At 40.5% G+C, this 17,072-nt stretch carries 15 protein-coding genes and 2 tRNA genes; 9 read left to right on the plus strand and 8 right to left on the minus strand.

What is annotated here, in order from left to right; all coding sequences use genetic code 11:
• Window positions 1–48: 48 nt before the first annotated feature.
• Complete coding sequence (locus tag ACOV1Q_RS14075) at window positions 49–846, minus strand: peptidase associated/transthyretin-like domain-containing protein (RefSeq protein ID WP_424495043.1); 798 nt, start codon at window positions 844–846, stop codon at window positions 49–51.
• A gap of 157 nt (window positions 847–1,003) precedes the next feature.
• Between ACOV1Q_RS14075 and pepE the strand changes: the two genes are divergently transcribed.
• Entirely contained in the window at window positions 1,004–1,711 is a 708-nt protein-coding gene (pepE, locus tag ACOV1Q_RS14080; RefSeq protein WP_424495044.1) for a dipeptidase PepE, read from the plus strand.
• Entirely contained in the window at window positions 1,712–2,626 is a 915-nt protein-coding gene (locus tag ACOV1Q_RS14085) for a glutaminase (protein ID WP_424495045.1), read from the plus strand. It abuts the gene before it with no gap.
• A gap of 36 nt (window positions 2,627–2,662) precedes the next feature.
• Here ACOV1Q_RS14085 and ACOV1Q_RS14090 read toward each other — a convergent pair whose 3' ends face one another.
• The 6 genes from ACOV1Q_RS14090 to proS form a co-directional block, all read right to left on the minus strand.
• Window positions 2,663–3,523 carry an MBL fold metallo-hydrolase gene (locus tag ACOV1Q_RS14090; protein WP_424495046.1) on the minus strand — a complete coding sequence of 287 codons (861 nt, stop codon included), beginning with the start codon at window positions 3,521–3,523 and terminating at the stop codon, window positions 2,663–2,665.
• Window positions 3,524–3,721: 198 nt separating this feature from the next.
• Window positions 3,722–3,925, minus strand: coding sequence for a hypothetical protein (locus ACOV1Q_RS14095; protein WP_424495047.1), 204 nt, complete (start codon window positions 3,923–3,925; stop codon window positions 3,722–3,724).
• 569 nt (window positions 3,926–4,494) lie between these two features.
• On the minus strand, window positions 4,495–4,743 hold the full coding sequence (gene rpsT, locus ACOV1Q_RS14100; RefSeq protein WP_424495048.1) for a 30S ribosomal protein S20: 249 nt from the start codon (window positions 4,741–4,743) through the stop codon (window positions 4,495–4,497).
• A 30-nt stretch (window positions 4,744–4,773) separates the two neighbouring features.
• Window positions 4,774–4,845 (minus strand) — tRNA-Glu (locus ACOV1Q_RS14105).
• 44 nt (window positions 4,846–4,889) lie between these two features.
• Window positions 4,890–4,961, minus strand: a tRNA-Glu gene (locus ACOV1Q_RS14110).
• Between the two features lie 78 nt (window positions 4,962–5,039).
• Window positions 5,040–6,518 carry a proline--tRNA ligase gene (gene proS, locus ACOV1Q_RS14115; RefSeq protein ID WP_424495049.1) on the minus strand — a complete coding sequence of 493 codons (1,479 nt, stop codon included), beginning with the start codon at window positions 6,516–6,518 and terminating at the stop codon, window positions 5,040–5,042.
• Window positions 6,519–6,623: 105 nt separating this feature from the next.
• Between proS and ACOV1Q_RS14120 the strand changes: the two genes are divergently transcribed.
• The 7 genes from ACOV1Q_RS14120 (at window position 6,624) to ACOV1Q_RS14150 (ending at window position 13,288) form a co-directional block, all read left to right on the plus strand.
• Complete coding sequence (locus ACOV1Q_RS14120; protein ID WP_424495050.1) at window positions 6,624–7,769, plus strand: hypothetical protein; 1,146 nt, start codon at window positions 6,624–6,626, stop codon at window positions 7,767–7,769.
• 22 nt (window positions 7,770–7,791) lie between these two features.
• Window positions 7,792–9,303 (plus strand): OmpP1/FadL family transporter, encoded by a 1,512-nt coding sequence (locus ACOV1Q_RS14125; RefSeq protein WP_424495051.1) that lies wholly within the window; start codon window positions 7,792–7,794, stop codon window positions 9,301–9,303.
• 153 nt (window positions 9,304–9,456) lie between these two features.
• A complete protein-coding gene (gene folE, locus ACOV1Q_RS14130) occupies window positions 9,457–10,134 on the plus strand; it encodes a GTP cyclohydrolase I FolE (RefSeq protein WP_424495052.1) in 678 nt (225 codons plus the stop codon).
• Window positions 10,135–10,171: 37 nt separating this feature from the next.
• Window positions 10,172–11,656, plus strand: coding sequence for a cysteine--tRNA ligase (cysS, locus tag ACOV1Q_RS14135; RefSeq protein ID WP_424495053.1), 1,485 nt, complete (start codon window positions 10,172–10,174; stop codon window positions 11,654–11,656).
• Between the two features lie 21 nt (window positions 11,657–11,677).
• Complete coding sequence (gene yidD, locus ACOV1Q_RS14140) at window positions 11,678–11,923, plus strand: membrane protein insertion efficiency factor YidD (RefSeq protein WP_424495054.1); 246 nt, start codon at window positions 11,678–11,680, stop codon at window positions 11,921–11,923.
• Between the two features lie 52 nt (window positions 11,924–11,975).
• Window positions 11,976–12,800, plus strand: coding sequence for a prolipoprotein diacylglyceryl transferase (gene lgt / locus ACOV1Q_RS14145; RefSeq protein WP_424495055.1), 825 nt, complete (start codon window positions 11,976–11,978; stop codon window positions 12,798–12,800).
• Complete coding sequence (locus ACOV1Q_RS14150; protein WP_424495056.1) at window positions 12,797–13,288, plus strand: DUF192 domain-containing protein; 492 nt, start codon at window positions 12,797–12,799, stop codon at window positions 13,286–13,288. The genes lgt and ACOV1Q_RS14150 overlap by 4 nt, the downstream gene beginning before the upstream one ends.
• A gap of 593 nt (window positions 13,289–13,881) precedes the next feature.
• Here the strand turns inward: ACOV1Q_RS14150 and secDF are convergent.
• Entirely contained in the window at window positions 13,882–16,854 is a 2,973-nt protein-coding gene (secDF, locus tag ACOV1Q_RS14155; protein ID WP_424495057.1) for a protein translocase subunit SecDF, read from the minus strand.
• Window positions 16,855–17,072 lie beyond the last annotated feature (218 nt).

A 17,072-nucleotide genomic window follows, 5' to 3' on the forward strand; every position in this document is an offset into this window, starting at 1 on the left:
TTGATTCAGAAAGAAACGTATACACTAAATATCTAAAAAATGACATTTTTATCGCTCTTTATATTTTTCACTTTGAGCTACAAGGAATTTTATAAGATCGAGTTCATTTTCTTCCTCCAACATTTCTTCCCGCAGACCGTTATCCTGAGCAAAATAGATAAATTCATAAATGTTTTCCCTTTTGATGCCTAAATAATTGATAAAAAATTCGTCATCATAGAGTTCTTCAACTACTTTATCCACTTCCGGAAGGCGGCGTTTTTTCAAATCTCTGGTCCAGCTCACCGCATCACCGCTTTTTGGAGTAAAAATGCGTCTAAAGATATCTGCGATTTGGGTTCCGCTGTAGATCATACTGCTCCTCATGGCCGCATTTGCAGGTGACGTAAGATCATCGGGTCTAAAATCATAGTCCGTATCCTCAATCTCGGCTGCCGTCATTTGGGGCAAATCTACTTTCTCTACGGGGATTCGCGCCACATCCACCTCAACATACCCCGATAGGTCCACCGGACTTACGACCACTTCGGGCAGCTCATAGATCGTTTCGGAAATATCTACTATAAGCTCTCCGGAATCTACTACACCTTCATCAACGATTACAGAAAACTTCTGGTATTGCACAGCCGAAAATTGTAAGGTATCCCCTTGGGCCACACGAATGCTGAAGGTTCCCGCTTCTGAAGAAACTGTACCACTACCCGTTTGCTGATTAATAATTGTAATTCCTTCAGGACTATCTCCCGTAGGAACAGAAATTTTTCCGTAAATGACATTTCTCTTCGTTTCCTGGGCAGAAACAAAACTGAAAATGAGTAAAAAAGAGATTATAAATAGACGTTTCATGTTGCTGCTTTTCTTAAAGTAACGAAATGTTCTCTTATCAAAAATGTAATTCCCGACTAAACTTTCGTTAAAATCCCGCACAAAACGGGCTCAAAAATTCTCCATTTCCAACCAAAACCTCATTTTTCTCTAACTTTACAAATAAAAATTTCTTTTTATGAAAAATCTTTTGCTGGCAAGCACTTCCACTCTTCACGAACAAAAATATCTTGAATATCTTTTACCCGAGATCAGGAAGCATTTCTCTTGCTGTTCAGAAATTCTCTTTATTCCCTACGCGCGGCCCGGTGGGATTTCTCATGAAGATTATACAGGCCTTGCCGCATCTGCCCTTGAAAGAATAAACATAAAAGTGCGTGGATTACATGAATTCACTGATCCCGCAAAGGCCATACAAAATGCGGAAGCCATTTTTACCGGCGGCGGAAATACTTTTCTCCTGGTACAACAGCTTTACAGCCATAAATTACTGCCCGTTCTCAAGGAAACTCTTCTTAACGATACGCCTTACCTGGGCACCAGTGCAGGTACAAATATTGCCGGCCTCACCATGAGGACCACGAATGACATGCCTATTGTTTATCCTCCAAACTTCACCACCCTTGGACTGGTGCCATTTAATTTCAACGCCCATTATCTTGATCCCGATCCCAATTCCACGCATAAGGGAGAAACTCGGGAAACAAGAATTAAAGAATTCCACCATTTCAATTCACAGCCGGTGGTTGGATTACGTGAAGGAAGCTGGCTGGAGGTAAAAGGAGAGGAAATAACGTTAAAAGGAGGTAAAAGCGCCCGAATTTTCGAGGCAGAAAAGTTACCTTACGAAATAGAAAACGAAAGCTCTCTCAAGGATCTAAACTAAATGGAATACCAAACAATTTTAAACCAGATTGAAAACGAATTTAAAGACAGCAAAGTTTCGGGGAAAGTAGCCTCTTACATTCCAGAACTTGCTAAGGTTCCTGCGGATAAATTTGGCATGCACCTTTATGATCTTAATGAGGGACATTTCAACTTTGGCGACAGCAACGAACGCTTTTCCATTCAAAGTATTTCCAAAGTCTTTTCCCTTGCTCTTGCAATGAAAGTTATTGGTGATGATCTTTGGAACCGGGTTGACGTGGAACCTTCGGGAGATCCTTTCAATTCACTTTCTTCTTTGGAAAATGAAGGAGGTATCCCAAGGAATCCTTTTATAAATGCAGGAGCATTGGTTGTTGCCGATGTACTCGTTTCCTATTTCACGAATCCAAAAGCAGCACTGCTTACATTTTTGCACGAGATCACAGGAGATCCCAGCATTTGCTATGATGAAACAGTGGCAGCTTCAGAAAGGTCTGAAGGTTATCGAAACTATGCACTGGTAAATTACATGAAATCCTTTGGCAATATAGAGAACGACGTAGATGATGTGCTAGATTTTTACTTTCATCAATGTTCGCTTGCCATGTCCTGCAAAGAACTGGCCCAGGCTTTTATTGTCTTTGCAAACGAAGGTACCACTCTGGAATCGGAAAGGGAGATCCTTTCTGCTCAACAAGTAAAACGTATAAATGCGCTTATGCAAACCTGTGGATTTTACGATGAAGCGGGAGAATTTAGTTTTGAAGTTGGGTTACCCGGCAAAAGTGGCGTTGGTGGTGGAATCGTGGCCGTGCATCCCGATCATTATTCGGTTGCAGTTTGGAGTCCGCCTTTGAACCCAAAAGGAAATTCTGCCCTGGGAATGGCGGCTTTAGAAAGACTTACCACGCTTACCGGTTATTCCATTTTTTAAAAAAGCGAACGAAAAATGCCCTTTTTGGAATAAACTTCAGCTCTCCCTCTTATTCTTTACAAATTTTCCATAGTCCGGAATTGCTAATTCTTCAAAATTTTCCATAAGATATTGAAGTCCGTTTTGAAGTTCTTCTCCTTCCATGGCAGTACCGTGACCTGTAACTGCAGTTTCCGGATGCAAAGCATCTAGTTTGCGTACAGAATCCCAGGCAGCACTCCAATTGGTGGTTAAGTATCGTGGCGGTCCATGAATCTCTTTCTTCTGAACCAAAACCTTGTACAGGGAATCCTGCTTTACCGTCACAAAAGCGTCGCCTGCAACCAGCATTCTGTCTTTTTCTCTGAAGAAGGAAACATGACCCGGAGAATGACCGGGCGTGTGCAACCACTTCCAGTCCGGCAGCCCAGGCACTGATTGATCTGCAGGAAGTTCCTTCAAAGTTTTTGAGATATCAATTGGTTCATGAGGATAAACCTTAGAAATTTTGGCTAATGTTCCACCCTCCACAGACGCGTCGGGTTCAGGATATGCTTTTTCGCCAGTGAGATAAGGAAATTCCAGCGGATGGGCATAAACCGGTACCTCCCATTTTTTTATGAGTTCAATGAGCGAGCCGGTATGATCGAAATGCCCATGAGTGAGCAGAATAGCAGAAGGTTTGCGGTCTTTTCCGAAGCGATCTTCTGCGACCTTTACTATTTTCTCTGCAGATTTTGGCATTCCCGCATCAACAAGAACCCAATCCTGAGAATTTGGTTTCCCAATGAAGATCACATTTACAATTTGATTGGTGTAGTAAAGAACGTCTTCTGAAAGTGCTCTTTCTTTTCCTCCGGAAACGGAGGTCATAGGAATAAATTTATTATCCTCATTCTTTTTCAATTCCTCAGACATAGCTTTTTCTTTTAATCGTAGAATAATAATTACTCTAAATTATACAATATCACATTCTTAATGTAATAAAGATATGTGAAGCTTTTCCGAAAAAATGTTTTAGAAGAAGCTAAACTATTTTGAACAGAAGCGTCAAAAATGCCATTTCAGAAGCCTCTTTAAATTTAAAGAAAGTACTTCTATACAGTAGATTTTAAATCAAGCAGAAACCTGCTGATTTCTTTTCCTTTTGATCATTATTGTGGTTCCAATAATAAGAAAAACTGCAAAAACGAAATAAAGGAAGGCAGAAGTGGTGTCAATAAACTCTTCTGAAAGAAAACTTCCTATTAAGATATGCAAGGAAGAATTTGCAGCCATCCCGAAGGTTCCAATCAAGAAATACTTGTTGATTTTTGACATTTTTTCCGTTTTTAGATTTACCTTCAGGTAAGTTAGCTTTAAAAAACAGGAGAAAAATGACATTTATAAGATTGTTAACAAAGCCCTCCTTATCCCTTTCCATGATGGATGGATTTACATTTGGAAAAAGACCGTAATTAGCGAAGAAAATTTAATCTTCAGCTAGGGTCATTATTTAAAGTACAAAAAAAGATGCCATTAAAAGAAGCCAGACCAACAGCGCCAGGAGAACCCTCCAGGTCCATTTTACAAGAAGTTTAAGAAAAGCATTCAAACCAGATTTCCGCTTATTTCCAGATATGAATTCACCCGTATACGGTTGCGATTTATTCATTGCCCCAGACTTTATAGGTTCAGTGTAAATATACGACGTATCCTTAGGGACTATATTACGCAGGTTTTAAATATTTGTAAAGAGATCTATTCATAACGAAAATTATTAAGTACAAATGAATTCTATGATAATAGATCTTTTACCGGAAAAAGGCTTTTTGAAGAGATTTTAATGCATAAAAAATGCCTTCTGTTGTTACAGAAGGCACTCCCTATATAAATTGAACACTATTTAATTAAAGCGCTGCTACGTGCTTAGCTAACTTAGATTTAATGTTAGAAGCCTTATTATCGTGAATGATGTTCTTCTTAGCTAATTTATCAATCATCCCAACTACTGTAGGGAATAAAGTCTCAGCCTCCTGCTTCTCTGCCTCACGTAACTTCTTAATCGCGTTCCTTGTCGTCTTGTGCTGGTAGCGATTTCTAAGACGCTTCGTCTCATTGCTACGGATTCTCTTTAACGCTGACTTATGATTTGCCATTACACTTATGTTTTATTAATTCTCTTATAGTAGTCCGTAGGGGAATCGAACCCCTGTTACCAGGATGAAAACCTGGCGTCCTAACCCCTAGACGAACGGACCAAAATTCATTATTTCAAATCGACTTACCGACTGTAAATCTTTAGTAGTCCGTAGGGGAATCGAACCCCTGTTACCAGGATGAAAACCTGGCGTCCTAACCCCTAGACGAACGGACCAATTATTTCTTAATTGCGGATGCAAAAATACAACTATTTTTCAATGCCGCAAATGTTGAGATAATTTTTTTAAAAATTTTAATAGGCCTTAGCGAAAAGGACACGCTGAGAAGACGGTTTTCCTGTGTAAACACAGGCTCCTTCTTCCTTTTTCCCGTCAAAAGGAATACATCGTATAGTCGCCTTTGTCTGCTCTTTTATTTTCGTTTCGGTCTCTGCTGTACCATCCCAGTGCGCTGAAATAAACCCTCCTTTTTCTTTCAGCACTTTCTTAAATTCTTCAAAATCATCTACTTCAGTAATATGCGTGTCCCGAAAATTCAGTGCACGTGTATGTAGGTTCTCCTGAATTTCAATCATAAGCCCTTTCACCTTCTCTACCACGTCACCCTGTGATACAAATTCTTTGCTCAAGGTATCCCTTCGCGCCAGCTCCACAGATCCCTTTTCAAGATCCTTTGGCCCAATAGCGATTCTTACGGGTACTCCCTGCAATTCATACTGCGCAAATTTCCATCCCGGTTTTTGGGTATCTCTATTGTCGTACTTAACAGAAATGCCCTGCCCTCTAAGTTCATCAACCAGCCTATTGGCAACTTCAGAAATCTGGTTCAACTGCTCTTCCCCTTTGTAAATTGGAACGATCACCACCTGAATTGGGGCCAGGTTTGGCGGCAGCACGAGACCTTTATCATCACTATGAGTCATGATCAAAGCTCCCATGAGCCGTGTGGAAACTCCCCAGGAAGTCGCCCAAACATGCTCCAAATTTCCTTCTTTTGAAGCAAATTTCACATCAAAAGCCTTAGCAAAATTCTGCCCCAGGAAATGAGAAGTTCCTGCCTGCAACGCTTTTCCATCTTGCATAAGCGCTTCAATACAATAAGTTTCCTCGGCTCCTGCAAAACGTTCACTTTCGGTTTTAAGTCCTTTTATTACCGGAATCGCCATAAAATTCTCAGCAAATTCGGCATAGATATTATTCATTTGTTCCGCTTCGGCTAAAGCTTCATCTTTGGTAGCGTGAGCGGTATGTCCTTCCTGCCATAAAAATTCGGCCGTTCGAAGAAACAAGCGGGTTCTCATTTCCCATCGCACTACATTTGCCCATTGGTTAATAAGAATTGGCAGGTCACGATAAGATTGCACCCAGCCTTTATAAGTGTTCCAAATTATAGCTTCGGAAGTTGGCCTCACAATCAATTCTTCCTCCAGCTTGGCTTCAGGATCTACTATGAGTTTACTGCTATCGTCAGGATCTGTTTTTAACCTGTAATGAGTTACTACGGCGCATTCTTTAGCAAAACCTTCAGCATTCTTTTCTTCTGCTTCAAAAAGACTTTTAGGCACAAACAAAGGAAAATAGGCATTTTCATGACCCGTTTCCTTAAACATTTTATCGAGCTGCGCCTGCATCTTCTCCCATATTGCATAGCCATAAGGTTTAATCACCATACAGCCTCTCACTGCAGAGTTTTCAGCAAGATTTGCTTTCACCACTAATTCATTGTACCACCGCGAATAATCCTCTTCACGGGTCGTTAAATTCTTTGCCATCTACCTGTGTTTTGGCACAAATGTTGCGCCTTATTATATAAATAAAAATGTCTAGCGCAAAACTAACTATTTTTATACATTGTTCAATATTAAAAAACCGAAGCCATGAAACTATTTTACCTATTAAGTTTTAAGCAAAGGGCACTTCTCTTTGCTCCAGTTCTTTTATTATTGGCTTCCTGTGGTTCGTACCAGTATTCCGGCTACGGCAGTGACGGGATATACTCTTCTTCTGAAAAGAAGGAGGCGGTAACAGCCGATGATTACGTCGAATCTTATGAAGAATCGCTATATTATAAGCAGCTTTTTGCAGAAAGTGCAGAAAGATTTGGAAACGTACCCACAGAAGGTGCGATTTTCACTGATATAGATGGATATACTTCCACCGGCGCGTATGATAATGAAATGTTTGTACAGGAAGACCTTCAATATCGTGGAGGCAGTGCACCATGGGGAGCAGACCCAGATGAAATAGCTATTAATATCTACGGCAACAACTATCCGTATGCTCCATATTTTGATCCATACAACCCATACATGGGATATGTAGGTTTTTACAATTATAACTACAATCCATTTTTTGGAAGAGACTTTGGGCGCGGATATGGATTTGGATACGGTTATGGCTATGGCTACGCAACCAGTCCATGGTATGGATACCCATGGAGATATAGCTATGGTTATTACAATAGCTGGGGATGGAACTACTGGAATTCAGGTTGGAACAGGCACCCGTACTATTATGACTATGGCTACCCCTATAGCACACCTTACTATTTTAGAAGAAATGTAGCATACAATGAAGGCAGAAGAAATTCTTACATGGATTTCAGGTCTGAAGGTAGAAGTAATGCAGATGCTCGATCTTCTCGAATTCAGTCTTATTCAAATTCTAGAGGAGTTCGTGCAGACCGTAGTTCTTTGTTACTAAGAAGTAACAGGACTGCGAGCCAAAATAGGACTTACAGCACCAGAGCTTCCAGAGTAGAAACTGCTGATAGCCGCTCAAGAGGCCGAAGTAATTCTGCTTACAGATCTTCTTCTAATACCAGATCTTACGAAAGGAGCACCGAAGCGAGAACAACGCGTCGAAGCAATACTTATAACAACAACTCTTCAAGAGAAGTGCGAAGATCAACTTCTAATTCAAGAAGCTCAGGAACTGTTAGATCTTCTTCCAGCTCAAGATCTTCGGGAACTTCAAGATCGTCAGGTGGGTCATCAAGATCCAGTAGAGGAAGAGGAAATTAATATCACAAATAATTATTATTAGATGAAAAGATTAATTTTTGCCTTCATTGCCATGACCAGCATGGTAGTGGAGGCTCAAAATATTACCGATGCCGTACGCTATTCAAGGTCAGATTTGAATGGAACGGCAAGATACAGGGCAATGAGCGGAGCCTTTGGAGCCCTGGGAGGCGATCTCTCCTCTCTTAATGTAAACCCAGCCGGTTCTGCGGTGTTCCTTAATAGCTTTGCAGGATTTTCACTTGGAGTTAATAATCTCGAAAATGATACACAGTATTTCAATGGTTCTAGCAGCAGCTCCAACAGCAATATTGACCTTGGCCAGGCGGGTGGAGTTTTTGTTTTCAACAGCTATAATGAAGAAAATGACTGGAGAAAATTTACAGTCGGCTTTAACTACACAAAATCTTCAGATTATGAAGATCAGTTCCTGGCAGCGGGCACAAATCAAAGACGCTCTATAGACAGCTACTATCTTGGATATGCCAATGGAGTTCCTTTAGATCTATTAATACCCGTAGAAGGCGAAACAGTAGCAGAGTTATACTCATGGCTAGGAGAAAACCGCGGCTTTGGTGCTCAACAGGCGCTTTTAGGCTATCAGGCGTATTTAATTAATGCAAATGATCCTGAAAACTTCGAAAACACGCTTTACTCTTCCAATATAGCCCCGGGAAATTTTGAACAGGAATATGCCTATGCAACTACCGGCCTTAACGGAAAATTTTCATTTAATTTTGCTACTCAATATAAAGACGACTGGTATTTAGGATTAAATCTAAATACCCACTTTATAAATTACGATCGAATCACTACGCTCTTTGAGACAAACAATAACCCTGGAAGTGGCATTAATGAAGTGTATCTCGAAGATCGTCTTAGCACCCTCGGAAGTGGATTTTCCTTTCAACTCGGTGCAATAGGAAAAATTGGTAAAAATCTTCGTATCGGAGGTTCCTATGAATCTCCTACCTGGTACTCCATTTCGGAAGAAACTACTCAGTATCTTGAAACCTATAGTGAAGCCGAAGGAGAAGCCATCGTAGATCCACAGATACTAAACATTTATCCTGAATACACATTGCAAACTCCTTCAAAATATACCGGAAGTGTTGCACTTCTTCTTGGCGGGCGGGGATTAGTTAGTTTTGATTACAGCTACAAAGATTATTCAAGCACTAAATTCAAGCCTGCAGGTGACCCGGAATTTACTTTTCAGAATGACCTGATGGCGCAGGAATTAAAAGCGGCGTCTTCTTACAGAATAGGCGGGGAATATCGTCTCATGGCCTGGAGTTTAAGAGGTGGCTACAGGCTTGAAGAAAGCCCCTACCACAATGAATCCACTATAGGTGATCTTCACGGATATTCTTTTGGCCTTGGGTATAACTTCGGAAATGCTCGCTTAGATTTAGCATACGACGCATTTGAACAGGAAAATAATCCGCAGTTGTTCCAGGTTGGCTTGACAGATACTGCTCAAATAAACCGAAATAATTCGAATTACACCCTTACGTTGAGTTTCGGGATTTAAAATCTTACTGACCTCTTAAAAAGCAGCTTTTGGGCTGCTTTTTTATTTTGTAAAAGTATAGAGAATTGCAATGCAGCTGAATTGCCAAAAAAGGGTTTTAATATGTATCTTTGCAAGCCTAAACTGAAGTCTTCAACTTCTTTAAAATGAATTATGAAAAAAGATAATATAGACGAGACCATTGATGAAATGGGCGATGCATTTGTAAGTCCGAATACAGATACACCTATGAGGAAGGACGCATTTGATAAATCTGATGCCGAAAAAATCGAAATCATTCAGCAGAATGTAAAGGAGATTATGAACACTTTAGGTTTAGATCTTAGCGATGACAGTCTCAAGGGCACCCCAAAAAGAGTAGCGAAGATGTTTGTCAATGAAATCTTTAGCGGCCTTCATCCTGATGAAAAGCCGAAAGCATCTACTTTTCAAAATAAATATAAATACGGTGAAATGCTGGTTGAGAAAAATATTACGCTTTACTCTACCTGTGAACACCACCTGCTTCCTATCGTGGGCCGGGCTCATGTGGGTTATATATCCAATGGTACAGTAGTTGGGCTTTCAAAAATGAACAGGATTGTAGATTATTATGCAAAGCGTCCCCAGGTTCAGGAAAGACTCACGATGCAAATCGTGAAAGAACTTCAGGAAGTTTTAGGAACCGAAGATGTAGCTTGCGTGATCGACGCAAAACACCTGTGTGTGAACAGCCGCGGAATTCGTGATATTGAAAGCAGCACAGTCACTAGTGAATACGGCGGAAGATTTAAAGATCCCGAAGCCAGAAGGGATTTCCTGGATTACATAAATCTTGATACCGAATTTTAAGTATCTTCATCTAAACCTGAAGTAAAACTTCTATTTTATGGCACTTTACCAGCAGCAGGAATTAAAGATCTATAATTCCATTTCAAAGGAGAAAGAAACCTTTAAACCCCTTACCGAAGGAAACATTGGAATGTATGTTTGCGGTCCTACGGTTTACAGCAATGTGCACCTGGGCAACTGCCGTACTTTCATTTCTTTTGACCTGGTTTTTAGATACCTCAAGCACCTGGGCTATAAAGTGCGCTATGTTAGAAATATCACTGATGCCGGACATTTAGAAAATGATGCCGATTCGGGTGAAGACCGAATTGCTAAGAAAGCAAGGCTTGAGCAAATCGAGCCTATGGAAGTGGTTCAGAAATATACCGTCGATTTTCATAACATTCTACAAAAATTCAACAACCTTCCACCCAGCATAGAGCCTACGGCAACAGGCCATATTGTGGAACAAATTGAGATCATAAAAGAAATTTTTGAGAAAGGATTTGCTTATGAAGTAAATGGTTCGGTCTATTTTGATGTTATTAAGTTCAACGAAACTCATGAATACGGGAAACTTAGCGGCCGAAAGCTGGAAGACATGATCCCCAACACCAGGGAGCTTACCGCGCAAAGCGATAAAAGGAATCCGCAAGATTTTGCCCTCTGGAAAAAGGCAGAACCACAGCATATTATGAGATGGCCTTCCCCGTGGAGTGATGGCTTTCCTGGCTGGCACCTGGAATGTACAGTAATGAGCTCAAAATATTTGGGAGAAGAATTTGATATTCACGGCGGCGGAATGGATCTTAAATTCCCTCACCACGAATGTGAAATCGCCCAGGGAGAAGCTGCAACTGGGAAAAGCCCTGTGAATTACTGGATGCACGCCAATATGCTTACTCTTAACGGCAAGAAAATGGCCAAAAGTACCGGCAACAATATTCTTCCTACAGAAATTTTCACGGGAGACAATCCAAACCTTGAAAAAGGCTTTGCTCCTGCCGTTGCCCGTTTCTTCATGTTGCAGGCACATTACAGGAGTATTCTTGACTTTTCAAATGAAGCCCTTTTGGCAAGTGAAAAAGGTTTTTACAGGTTAATGGACGCCTATCATTTGCTGAATGAATTACCAGCTTCAGAAAAAAGTTCTTTTGATGTCACTGCATGGAAACAAAAATGCTACGATGCAATGAATGATGATTTCAACAGCCCTATCCTTATCGCAAATCTTTTTGAGGCCGTGAAACACATCAACAGCACAAAAGAAGGCAAAGAAATCATTTCCGGAGAAGATCTTGAAGTATTGAAAACAACCATGAGCGATTTCCTTTTTGACGTCCTGGGACTGGTAGATATACACGAAACCGCCGATGATTCCAGTGCAAAACTTTCGGGAGCTGTAGAACTTTTAATACGCTTGAGAGCAGAAGCCAGAGCGAATAAAGATTTTGCCACCAGCGATCAAATACGTGACGAATTACAAAAAATGGGAATTCAGCTGAAAGATGGAAAGGAAGGAACTACTTTTTCCTTAAATTAGATTTCCAAAAAAGGGAAAATAATGCTGAAGAAATGGTTATCATATCCATTGATTGGGCTGGTGAAATTTTACCAGCAGGCCATTTCCCCGTTTACTCCCGCCACCTGCAGGTTTACGCCCACCTGTTCCCAATACACTTTAGAAGCCATTCAAAAACATGGCCCTTTCCGCGGAACCTGGCTTGGCATGAAACGTATTGCAAAATGCCAGCCCTGGGGAAGTTCAGGATATGACCCTGTTCCGGAGAAACTTCAGAAGGAAAAATAATTCCCGAAAAGCAACAAATACGTATATTTACCTCTAAATATAAAATCGCTGCATGCTTTTCAATAAAATCTACTGGGATCCCTCAGAAGGAATAGACCTTGGTTTTTTCACCATTCATTTTTACAGTTTAATGTTTGTCGTAGCCTTTACTCTTGGCTGGTACCTCATGAAAAGGATCTACGAAAAAGAAGGTGTATCCCTTGAAAAGCTTGATTCCCTGTTCATTTACACCGTTTTAGCAACTCTAATTGGAGCCAGACTTGGGCATGTGATTTTTTATGACTGGGATTATTTTCAGGATCATTTACTGGAAATTTTTCTTCCCGTTCGTTTTGAACCTGAATTCGAATTCACAGGTTTTCGCGGACTCGCAAGCCACGGAGCGGCAATCGGGATCATTACAGCCATGTACCTATACTGCAAAAATGTGCTTCATAAACCGGTTTTATGGGTGCTGGATCGCATCGTAATTCCCGTAGCCTGCGGTGGAATTTTTGTGCGAATAGGAAACTTTATGAACTCTGAAATTATAGGTAAACCAACGAACAGTGACTTCGGAGTTGTTTTTGTTCAGTTGGGCGAAAATTTTCCCCGTCATCCCGCACAATTGTATGAAGCATTTTGTTATCTTTTCGTATTCCTAATTCTATGGCTTACCTATTGGAAGACCAGGAAAAGTGAAAAATTGGGTTATATCTTCGGGTTGTTCCTGGTATTGCTGTGGACGGTTCGATTCTTTGTTGAGTTCATGAAAGAACCACAAGTTGGTGAACGCGCTACCTGGGCATTAAATACCGGGCAATGGCTTAGTATACCGTTTATTTTAGCCGGATTTTATTTTATGTTCAGGCCCTCCACAAAAGATCGTGTAAAATGAGGAAAAGACATGCACTTCTAGCCTTTATTCTTGGTGGTTTCCTTTTGGGTTGCAGCGACGACCCTGAAGCCGAAAAAATCATTGAACCCGAACCAGTTGTCTTTGAAAAAGAAGGGGAACTTTACCTCGTTAAAGCCTCGGGTGACACCATTCAAAAGCTGGATATCGAGATCGCCGATGATTCTTATGAACGACAAACCGGGCTTATGTACCGCGAAAGCATGGAAGACAGCCAGGGCATGTTGTTCATCTATCCAGAAGCAGCCCAGCGCTCCTTTTACATGAAGAACACGTACATTTCGTTAGATATTTTGTTCTTCGGAAGTGACAGTACAGCCGTAAGTTTCCAGGAGAATGCAAAGCCTATGGATGAAACACCACTTCCTTCGGGCCAGCCTGCTCAATTTATTCTTGAAATTAACGGTGGACTCGTGCAGGAGTGGAACATTGAAGAAGGTGATAAAATAGATTTCGAAAGGATGGACTAAAATGCTTTTTTAGGAAGCATATTAGCCATTTCATCTGCGCACTAGCAGTTATTTATTGAATCTACTGACTTATTAAGAAAACCTCCTCAAATCCCCTTTTTGAGCCACCTTCGGATGATTCTTTTGGAAGAGAAAAAAGTTTGCCTTACCGCCCGCAATGACAGGAGTAGCCGAATCCACTAGGACCAACTTCAGAAAAGCTTCTTAAAACATCATTTTTGACAGCTTACCGGTATGCTCTTTCCGAAAACGCTGCTTTTCCTACTTCTTCTACTGTTTCAATTTATAACCTTTTAACTCCGCAGAAAAATGGCTCACAAATGCCATTTTAAGAACATATCCTGAAGAATACTTCCTACTACCGAAGATTCCACCATCGAAAAATTTCCAGTCCCGAAGAAAGTGCGGCAGACATGCCATTTTTTACTTATTAATCCTTGGTTTCCGAATAAACTTCAAAGCTGCTGAAATGTATTTCCCTAAATCCTTCTGAAAATATTGGCTTCAGAAAAGAAAGAAACTGACAGCGTTTTCGCACAAAAAAAGCCATCTTTTCAGATGGCTTTGATATACTTTAAGAGTGAATGAAAAGCTTATGCAGCTTCTTCTGTCACCTTTTTACTTGCTTTTCTCTTGTTCATCGTATCATAAGTTACCGGAGTAGCAATAAATACAGATGAGTAAGTACCTACAATGACACCTACGATTAAGGCAAACATAAACCCTCTAATACTTTCCCCTCCAAAAATGAAGATGGCAAGTAATACGATTAAAGTAGTCAAAGAGGTGTTTAACGTACGGCTTATCGTTCTATTTACTGCTGCATTGATAGTATCATTTGCAGCCCAACTAGTGTGCTCATTAAAGAATTCCCTAATGCGGTCATAGATTACCACCGTATCATTCAGCGAGTAACCCACTACGGTAAGAATCGCGGCGATAAACGCCTGGTCAATCTCCATGTTGAAAGGCATGAATTTGTAAGTAAGTGAGAATATTCCCAAAACAATTAAAACATCATGTGTTACCGCAGCAACTGCACCCAAACTAAACTGCCATTTTCTAAACCTTAATAGGATGTAAAGGAAGATTACCAAAAGTGAGCCTAATACAGCCCAGATCGAAGCCTGTTTTATATCATCTGCGATAGACGGCCCTACTTTAAGAGACTGCATTATTCCAAATTCTCTTTCACCTTCTCCTACAGAGAAATTCTCATAAGACAAGTCTGCTGGAAGATTCGGTTGAAGTGCGTCGTATAATTTTCTTCGAATCTCATTATCTACCTCTGTTCCTTCTTCCTCAACCTTATATTTTGTAGTTACTTTTATTTGATTGGCAGCTCCAAATGTTTTGGCATTAGCACTTCCAAATTCAGCAACAAGATCTCTTTCTATCTCAGTTGGGTTTACTGCGTGTTCAAATCTTACCGTATAACTTCTTCCTCCTACAAAATCAACTCCCTGGTTAAGTCCTTGTGTTAAGAGAGAAATAAGACTCACTACTACCAATATTCCGGAGATGGTGTATCCAATTTTTCTTTTCCCGAGGAAATTAATGTTCATTCCGGTGAAAAGGCCTTTGGTTGCTCCTGTTGCGAAATCAAGAGATTTTCCATTTTTACCATATCCGTCAATAAACAACCTGGTAATGAAAATCGCTGTGAACAAAGATGTTGCAATACCAATTAGTAAGGTAGTGGCGAAACCTTTAATTGGCCCTGTTCCAAGAACAAGCAGTATAAAACCTGTAAGACCTGTGGTAATGTTCGCATCAAGAATTGATGAAAGTGCATTATTAAAACCATCTTTAATGGCATCTTTCTGCACCTTGCCTTTCGCTAGTTCTTCGCGGATACGCTCAAAGATAAGAACGTTCGCATCTACCGAAATACCAATGGTCAACACAATACCCGCAATACCAGGTAAGGTAAGTACAGCACCAAGACCCGCAAGTACTCCAAAGATAAATAAGATGTTTACCACAAGTGCGATATCTGCATAGAAACCGGCTTTTCCATAATAGAAAATCATCCAAAGAAGCACGAGAACCAATGCAATTCCAAAGGACATGATACCACTATCAATCGCTTCCTGTCCCAGAGATGGCCCTACCACTTCACTCTGAATAATATCTGCTGAAGCAGGAAGTGCACCCGCTCTTAAAACGTTTGCTAAATCCTGACCTTCGGTAATGCTGAAATTACCTGTAATTTCACTACGCCCGCCCGGAATAGGCCCCGTGGAAACTCCCGGTGCAGAATAAACGATATTGTCAAGAACAATTGCAATAGAAGTTTGGTTTGCTGAAGCCTCCCCGGTCATTTCTTCCCAGATCTTTGCTCCTCTTCCATTCATTTGCATGCTTACAGCAACCCTACCCAGCTGGTCGTAGGTTTGCGTCGCATCTGTAATTACACTTCCGCTAAGCGGTGGTTCATTTTGCCTGTTTCCTCTTAATGCATAAAGAGGAACTGTATTAGTATCTTCATCTGTAACTCCCCAAACGAATTTTACTTCACGAAGTTCTGCCGGAAGTAAAGAACGAATTTGAGACATTTTAAGGTAACTGTTCACTTCAGATGTATCTGCAGCTCTAAAAGTTGCTAATACTGGTCCACCCTGAAAACCTGGTTGTACCATGGCGTCAAATAATGGATTTACCTGTGAAGCAACTTCAGTAGAATCTTCGGCTGCCTCAAGAAGAGCATCAATCTCATCTTCTTCAGCGGCTGTAGTATCAGCTTCCTGTTCAGTATCTTCAGCAACAATATTTTTTAGAGTATTGTTTGCCTGTACAAAGAAATTTTGAAATTGATTGCTGTTGTAGACATGCCAGAATTCAAGTTCAGCAGTACTTTGAAGCAGGTCTTGTATACGATCAATTTCCCGTGCACCAGGCAGCTCTACAAGAATTCTTCCTGAATTCCCCAAACGCTGAATGTTTGGTTGAGTAACTCCAAATTTATCAATACGCTTTCGCAGTACCTCAAACGCCGAACCAATAGATTCATCTATTTTTCTACGAATGATCGGTTTTACCTCCTCATTCGTCATTTCATAATTGATCTCGTCACTCAGCGTTTTATTGGCGAAAATATCTGGAGAAGCAAGTTGTGCATTCGGGATATTTTCGAAAGCTTCAAAAAAGAGATCAATATAATTTTCCTGGCTATCTGTACGAGCCTGGTCTGCTTCTGCAAGGGCCTGATTAAAAGCAGGATCATTTGTATTATTCGCAAGACCTCTTAAGATGTCTTTAACGGAAACCTGAAGAATCACGTTAATCCCACCTTTAAGGTCAAGACCTTTATTTAGCTCCTTATCTTTTGCCGACTCGTAAGTTATGCCTGCAAATATTTCCTGATTTGCAATAGAGTCAAGATATCTTTGTTCTACGGTTTCTCGTATTTGAGGATAATTTTCTACATCCTCTCCAACTCTTTGTTCCGCAAACGCTTCGGCATCATTCTCAATGTTATTCGTAATAAATGTAAAGGAAAGCTGATAAATACATACCAACCCGAATAAAATTGCAAATACCTTAATTAATCCCTTGTTCTGCATTATTATTAATTTATGGTCATTTTTTTAAAACGGACAAATATAGGCTTTCGATTAAGAAATCCCAATTATTTTTTTTTGAAAAATTTAACTCTTATAGGTTTCCTACATGCTCCTAAGAACCTGTATATAACTTACTTCCACGGCTATTCAAAAAGGTGATTTTCCTTTCATTTTATGGCCGGCATAAAACAACAAAACCCGCTGTTTTATAAGCGGGT

Origin of the sequence: Salinimicrobium maris, from assembly GCF_049680855.1 — a bacterium.
GTDB lineage: Bacteria > Bacteroidota > Bacteroidia > Flavobacteriales > Flavobacteriaceae > Salinimicrobium.

Coding starts and splice junctions, on each gene's coding strand:
- ACOV1Q_RS14075 (WP_424495043.1), bottom strand. CDS start 846: ATGAAACGTCTATTTATAATCTCTTTTTTACTCATTTTCAGTTTTGTT.
- pepE (WP_424495044.1), top strand. CDS start 1,004: ATGAAAAATCTTTTGCTGGCAAGCACTTCCACTCTTCACGAACAAAAA.
- ACOV1Q_RS14085 (WP_424495045.1), top strand. CDS start 1,712: ATGGAATACCAAACAATTTTAAACCAGATTGAAAACGAATTTAAAGAC.
- ACOV1Q_RS14090 (WP_424495046.1), bottom strand. CDS start 3,523: ATGTCTGAGGAATTGAAAAAGAATGAGGATAATAAATTTATTCCTATG.
- ACOV1Q_RS14095 (WP_424495047.1), bottom strand. CDS start 3,925: ATGTCAAAAATCAACAAGTATTTCTTGATTGGAACCTTCGGGATGGCT.
- rpsT (WP_424495048.1), bottom strand. CDS start 4,743: ATGGCAAATCATAAGTCAGCGTTAAAGAGAATCCGTAGCAATGAGACG.
- proS (WP_424495049.1), bottom strand. CDS start 6,518: ATGGCAAAGAATTTAACGACCCGTGAAGAGGATTATTCGCGGTGGTAC.
- ACOV1Q_RS14120 (WP_424495050.1), top strand. CDS start 6,624: ATGAAACTATTTTACCTATTAAGTTTTAAGCAAAGGGCACTTCTCTTT.
- ACOV1Q_RS14125 (WP_424495051.1), top strand. CDS start 7,792: ATGAAAAGATTAATTTTTGCCTTCATTGCCATGACCAGCATGGTAGTG.
- folE (WP_424495052.1), top strand. CDS start 9,457: ATGAAAAAAGATAATATAGACGAGACCATTGATGAAATGGGCGATGCA.
- cysS (WP_424495053.1), top strand. CDS start 10,172: ATGGCACTTTACCAGCAGCAGGAATTAAAGATCTATAATTCCATTTCA.
- yidD (WP_424495054.1), top strand. CDS start 11,678: ATGCTGAAGAAATGGTTATCATATCCATTGATTGGGCTGGTGAAATTT.
- lgt (WP_424495055.1), top strand. CDS start 11,976: ATGCTTTTCAATAAAATCTACTGGGATCCCTCAGAAGGAATAGACCTT.
- ACOV1Q_RS14150 (WP_424495056.1), top strand. CDS start 12,797: ATGAGGAAAAGACATGCACTTCTAGCCTTTATTCTTGGTGGTTTCCTT.
- secDF (WP_424495057.1), bottom strand. CDS start 16,854: ATGCAGAACAAGGGATTAATTAAGGTATTTGCAATTTTATTCGGGTTG.